This is a genomic window from Candidatus Desulfatibia sp. (assembly GCF_036446775.1).
Classification (GTDB): domain Bacteria; phylum Desulfobacterota; class Desulfobacteria; order Desulfobacterales; family UBA11574; genus Desulfatibia_A.
On record NZ_JAZFTO010000070.1, the window covers coordinates 1 to 2,782 of the forward strand.

Genomic DNA, 2,782 nt, shown 5'->3' on the forward strand with positions numbered 1-2,782 from the left:
CTCTGGAGAAGTGTCTTGTCATTGACAGGCAATAGTGTATCTGTCCCTCGCCTTGGGCAGAAAATATCTAACGCCCCGCCCCTTGACTTTCCAACTCGTCTCTGCGACTCGTTTCTGCGAAGTGCTTCCGTTCTCCGTCCCGATAAAATCGGGACTGCAAGCAGGAAATATAGGTCCAACGAGAAAACCGGTTTGAAAGAAATACCAAAAACCGTATAATATTTGTATGTTTTTTTCTGAATAATGAGATTGGGATTAAATATCGCAGGCAAACGGCTTAAATGTGATACCCCAGAACGTTTTCACAGGACAATGCAAAGAATGGAGAACCATCATGACCTCAAGGCTTAATCGTCGAAGGTTTATTAAGAAATCAATCTTAACTTCTGCCGGCAGCGCGCTAACACTACAAGTGGGTTCAGGCAAGATACTTGCCCAAGACACGGCGGAAAAGCCTACCACCGCCCAGAGCCAGCCAACCCACAAGGCCGGGTTACAAAAGGGAAGAATTGGCAATCTGCGTATCAGCCGCCTGTTGTTGGGCGGCAATCTACTCACCCACTTTACCCACAGCCGCGACCTAAAATACGTTTACAATCTAACAGCACATTATAACACGGAGGAGAAAATAATTGAAACTATGGCAGTCGCCGAAGCCCACGGCGTCGATACGCTCGTCATACATACTGCTCCCGGAATCATGAGCGTGCTCAAGAAATACCGCTACGAACGGGGCGGGAAGATGAAATGGATCATTTGTCCCACAGCACCGGTCGAGGCCCAATTGAAAGCATATAGCGAACAGGTTCGGCAGCTTGCTGACGAGGGTACAGATGCAATCTATTTATGGGGCGTCGTTGCAGATCGCCTTGTTTCTCAAGGCAAAGTGGATATGATTGCTAAAGCCGTAGAAATCGCCAAGGACTACGGCGTGCCTTCAGGTGTTGGGGCCCACGACCTCAGGGTAATCATGGAGTGCGAGGAGAACCAAATCAACGCGGATTTTTATATCAAGACGCTGCATCACCACAACTATCCTACTGCACCGAAGCCAAATGAGCTGACTACAGTAGTTGCTGAGGTGCCGGGTTACTGGTGTAAAAATCCTCAAGAGGTGGTCAATTTCATGAAGGGGGTTGAGAAACCCTGGATCGCCTTCAAGGTCATGGCTGCCGGTGCAATACCACCGGCTGATGCTTTCCAGTACGCTTTTGAAAATGGTGCCGACCATGTCCTGGCGGGAATGTTTGATTTTGAGATTGCCGAGGACGTGCTCATTGCAAGTAAGGTGCTAACCAAGGTCAAGAGAAATCGCCCCTGGCGAAGCTAATACGTGTGTGAGATTTATTTCTGGCGGCTAAGCGGCCTTATGCCTTGATTTCCAGTATTTATCCCATTGATTGCTGTAATATATACTGGCTAAGGCCATTACAGATTCGGCATTGTCTTTGTCCCACCTCATTCCAGAACCCTTTAACCGTTTGGTCAGACAACCGCAGAACGATTCGGTGGGGCCGGAGCCTATATCATAGCCCAGAGCAAGAAAACAAGGATAATCGGTCATTGCTATGCGTTTGCTAATATATTCTCGTAGGTTATCCAGTTCCTGTCGTTTATCATCGTCTCTCAGATTCTTAAGGCATTCAGCCAGACGACCAAGCATTACCAATGAACCCTGATTTTTGACAACCTCCATCATTTCTTCTTTCCAGGCCAAAGCCTCTTTGCTGCCTTCACCAAACAGCACATAACTGGCGTCAGTTACATGCTCTCGGAAGTGATAAAAATCCAGTATGTTTTCATCAAGCATCGGCAACTGAATGTTGTATTGCTTAAGTATCCAGCTTGCTCCATCACTTACCGAATACTTAGTCTGGGCCTGTGATATATCCAGCTTTTGACCAACCCGACGCATTATACGGCCGGCAATCTTATGGTCGCCGCTGGTGCCGACAACATATTGATGAGTTTTGTCTTTATCATAAAACGCAACTACTTTGAATTCCTTGTAAGTGCCGTCGCTTCCCTTACGAGGACGGGACGCTTTGGCGGTGCTTTTGCGTTTTTCCTTTTTACGCTTAGCCGCTTGTGCCTTTCTACGCTTAAGCTTTTGTTCTTCCGTAACCAAAGGAACCATAACGCCGTCTGTGCCGGTAATCAGCGTTTTATCGGTGCAATCTTCGGCCTTAAAATCCGGGCCTGTTTGACTCTTATGCTGGGCTCGCGATAACTCAGAGCCTTCATGCTCTACTATCTGGCGAACAACACTTGAACTTATATCCAACTGAGCCAAACGCTTTATATTTTCACTGGCTGGAACAAAAGCATTGTTAAGAGTTTCTCTGCAACATATCTCCCGGACACCAAGACTGTGATTGATTGATTCTATACCCAGCAGAATATCCATGGGAACAACTGTGCCATGATTTTCATTCCAAAAAACTGTCCGGCTAAACTCCAGACGGCCATTAATTGTCAGATGAGAAGTTTTTTGCTTACCTTTATTTTTCCATATCATTGACGGCTGACTCTTTCGAGGGGGAAAAAGCCTGCTGGTTTTTTTCCAGCAGGCTAATTGCCTTTTGGTAGGTCTTTTGCCGAAACTCTGCATGGGCGTCTCGGACTTGCTCTTCGCTTTGATCTATAATAGCTCCTGCCTGAGCATTATTGATTGCATCTGCAACCTTCTGCGCCATACGCTCAACATCTATGCCAATTTCGGCCAAAATCTGCTCTGCTGTAACTCGTTTGTCTTCCATGACTTACCTTTCAAAAAAATAAC

At 46.6% G+C, this 2,782-nt stretch carries 3 protein-coding genes; 1 reads left to right on the forward strand and 2 read right to left on the reverse strand.

What is annotated here, in order from left to right; genetic code table 11:
- Positions 1 to 334: 334 nt before the first annotated feature.
- Entirely contained in the window at positions 335 to 1,330 is a 996-nt protein-coding gene (locus V3S16_RS03090; protein WP_413883210.1) for a hypothetical protein, read from the forward strand.
- 27 nt (positions 1,331 to 1,357) lie between these two features.
- On the opposite strand, the gene V3S16_RS03095 is transcribed toward V3S16_RS03090, so the two are convergent.
- Both V3S16_RS03095 and V3S16_RS03100 read right to left on the reverse strand, forming a co-directional pair.
- Positions 1,358 to 2,518: a hypothetical protein gene (locus V3S16_RS03095; RefSeq protein ID WP_413883211.1), complete on the reverse strand. Its 1,161-nt coding sequence runs from the start codon at positions 2,516 to 2,518 to the stop codon at positions 1,358 to 1,360.
- Positions 2,502 to 2,759, reverse strand: coding sequence for a hypothetical protein (locus tag V3S16_RS03100; protein WP_413883212.1), 258 nt, complete (start codon positions 2,757 to 2,759; stop codon positions 2,502 to 2,504). Before V3S16_RS03100 ends, V3S16_RS03095 begins: the two co-directional genes overlap by 17 nt.
- Between the last annotated feature and the right edge of the window lie 23 nt (positions 2,760 to 2,782).

Excerpts from the sequence above, each read along its gene's own strand:
- V3S16_RS03090 (WP_413883210.1), top strand. The coding sequence starts at position 335 with ATGACCTCAAGGCTTAATCGTCGAAGGTTTATTAAGAAATCAATCTTA.
- V3S16_RS03095 (WP_413883211.1), bottom strand. The coding sequence starts at position 2,518 with ATGATATGGAAAAATAAAGGTAAGCAAAAAACTTCTCATCTGACAATT.
- V3S16_RS03100 (WP_413883212.1), bottom strand. The coding sequence starts at position 2,759 with ATGGAAGACAAACGAGTTACAGCAGAGCAGATTTTGGCCGAAATTGGC.